This is a genomic window from Citrobacter sp. S55_ASV_140, from assembly GCF_018919505.1.
Taxonomy (GTDB): Bacteria; Pseudomonadota; Gammaproteobacteria; order Enterobacterales; family Enterobacteriaceae; genus Citrobacter; species Citrobacter werkmanii.
Window position 1 is genome coordinate 1 of sequence record NZ_JAHLQZ010000336.1, and the last position, 2,375, is coordinate 2,375.

2 protein-coding genes and 1 pseudogene are annotated in these 2,375 nt (G+C 51.7%); all 3 read right to left on the minus strand.

Features of this window, described 5'->3' with window-relative positions:
• Nucleotides 1–227: 227 nt before the first annotated feature.
• Entirely contained in the window at nucleotides 228–620 is a 393-nt protein-coding gene (asr, locus tag KQJ18_RS23395) for an acid resistance repetitive basic protein Asr (RefSeq protein ID WP_085049341.1), read from the minus strand.
• A 137-nt stretch (nucleotides 621–757) separates the two neighbouring features.
• A complete protein-coding gene (locus KQJ18_RS23400; protein WP_087856373.1) occupies nucleotides 758–2,245 on the minus strand; it encodes a carboxypeptidase M32 in 1,488 nt (495 codons plus the stop codon).
• A 47-nt stretch (nucleotides 2,246–2,292) separates the two neighbouring features.
• A pseudogene (locus tag KQJ18_RS24910) lies at nucleotides 2,293–2,375 on the minus strand (sulfoxide reductase heme-binding subunit YedZ); the annotation flags it as partial.

A 2,375-nucleotide genomic window follows, 5' to 3' on the forward strand; every position in this document is an offset into this window, starting at 1 on the left:
CAGTTAATACTATAGACGGGACGGCGGGAAAGTGGGAGTAAAATCAGATAACTACACTCAGGAAAGATAAAAATGCATGGCGATGAGGGCACAAATAATCAGGGCCGTAAGAATGAACTCAAAGCGGTAATGTGACACCATTTTACCCTCCGAAAGGCGGCGCCAAATCTGAATGATTTAGCGCCGTATGCTACGGCGTGGGGGACGCCATAGTAACTACAGGTGTGTTATGCGGCTGGCTGAGCGGCTGGTTTAGCGGAGTCGTGTTTCACAGGTTTTTTGGTGTGTTTTTTAGCGGCCTGAGCTTTTTGCTCTGGTGCTTTCTGTTCTGCGGCAGGCTTGGTAGCTGCTTTTTTGGTGTGTTTTTTAGCGGCCTGAGCTTTCTGTTCTGGCGCTTTCTGTTCTACCGCCGGTTTAGTGGTGGTTTTTTTGGCGTGTTTTTTGGCAGCCTGTGCTTTCTGCGGTGCAGCTTTGTGCTGTTTTTTATGATGGGTGGTTTTCGCCGGGGCCGCTTTTGTTGTTGCAGCAGTTGGCGCAGTGGTAGCAGTTGTTTCAGCAGCAAATGCAGCAGAAGACAGACCCATAGCAGCGGCAACAACCAGAGCTAATACTTTTTTCATTCTCATACCCTCGATTTGGTTTTTCATTCAACCCCACTGCGGGGCCGTTGAAATAACTATATCGCTGTAATCACTGGGCTTCCGTGAGTCATTGGTATCGGCGTGTAACGATATGTACAATGACTCACGGCATGAGATTACAAATAACGGGCTTCCAGGTGAGCGCGGAAATAGCGGCTGCTGAGCGGCTCTCCGGTGGCCTGGGTAATGAGTTGTTCAGTGGTAAAACGACTGCCATGCTGCCAGATATTTTGGCGTAGCCAGTCAAAGAGGGCGCTAAACTCTCCCTGCGCAATGGACTGGTTCAGATCGGGCAATGCGCGGTGAGCTGCGCTGAACAATTGCGCCGCATACATAGCGCCTAAAGTGTAAGACGGGAAGTAGCCAAAGCCGCCGTCGGTCCAGTGAATATCCTGCATACAGCCATTACGATAATCCCCCACCGTTGACAGTCCAAGCCAGGCCTGCATCTTCTCATTCCACAAGGCCGGAATGTCATCCACTTCAATGTCACCGTTAATTAACGCTCGCTCGATTTCATAACGCAGGATCACGTGAGCAGGGTAGCTCACCTCGTCGGCGTCAACGCGGATAAAACCGGGTTTTACCTGCTGGTTCCAGGCAATGAAATTGCTCTCTTCAAACGCTGCCTGGTTGCCAAAATGACGCGTCACAGCCGGAATGAGTCGCGTCAGGAATGCTTTGCTGCGTCCCAATTGCATCTCAAAGAACAGACTTTGCGACTCATGAATGGCTGTTGAGCGTGCCAGAGCGATAGGTTGTCCTGACCAGTTGCGCGGCAGATTTTGCTCATAGCGGGCGTGACCCGTTTCATGAATCACGCCAAACAACGCGCTGAGGAGTTCATTTTCGTCATAGCGGGTCGTAATGCGAACATCTTCCGGCACGCCGCCACAGAAGGGATGCGCGCTGATATCCAGTCGTCCAGCGGTAAAGTCGAATCCTAACTGCGCCATCGTTTCCAGACCCAGCTCTCGCTGTACAGCAGTCGGGAAGGGGCCAATTGGGGCGATAAGCGTTTGTTGAGACTGTTTTGCCACCGCCTTGCTAAGGAGATCGGGCAGCCAGCTTTTCACATCTGCAAACAGGACATCCAGTTGGGCGCTGGTCATCTCTGGTTCAAAGATGTCCAGTAGCGCGTCATAAGGTGAGCAACCTTTAGCGTCTGCGCGCAGTCGGGCTTCTTCGCGGCTGTATTTCACGACCTCTTTCAGGTTCTCGGAAAAACCCTCCCAGTCATTCGCGGGTCGCTGGCTGCGCCAGGCATGCTCACAGCGGCTGCCTGCCAGCGACTTTGCTTCTACCAGTGATTCAGGCAGCAGGGATGCCTGGTGATGCAGTCGCGACATTTCGCGCAAATTCGCTTGCTCAACATCGTTAAGGTCTTCCTGTTTTGCGGCGGCGATCCACTTGGCTACTTTCGCGTCGGTTAACAACTGATGCTCAAGTACGCTCAGTTCTGCCAACGCTTCGCCGCGGGCTTTGCTGCCGCCCGGCGGCATCATGGTAAACATGTCCCAACTGGCGATGGCTGAGAGGTGAGAGAAGCGAGAGAGCCGCTGGAACGTGCGGGTGAGTTGATGGTAATTATCATTGTTACTCATTTTTTGTTCTCGTTCTGTTTAGGTGTGGTTAAGAAGTTTACCGTGAATCATTCACTTTTCATAAACACACCTTTGTATCCGCTTTTGCGTAACAACTTTTTATAGCGAAATACCAGCAGCACAATAAAAC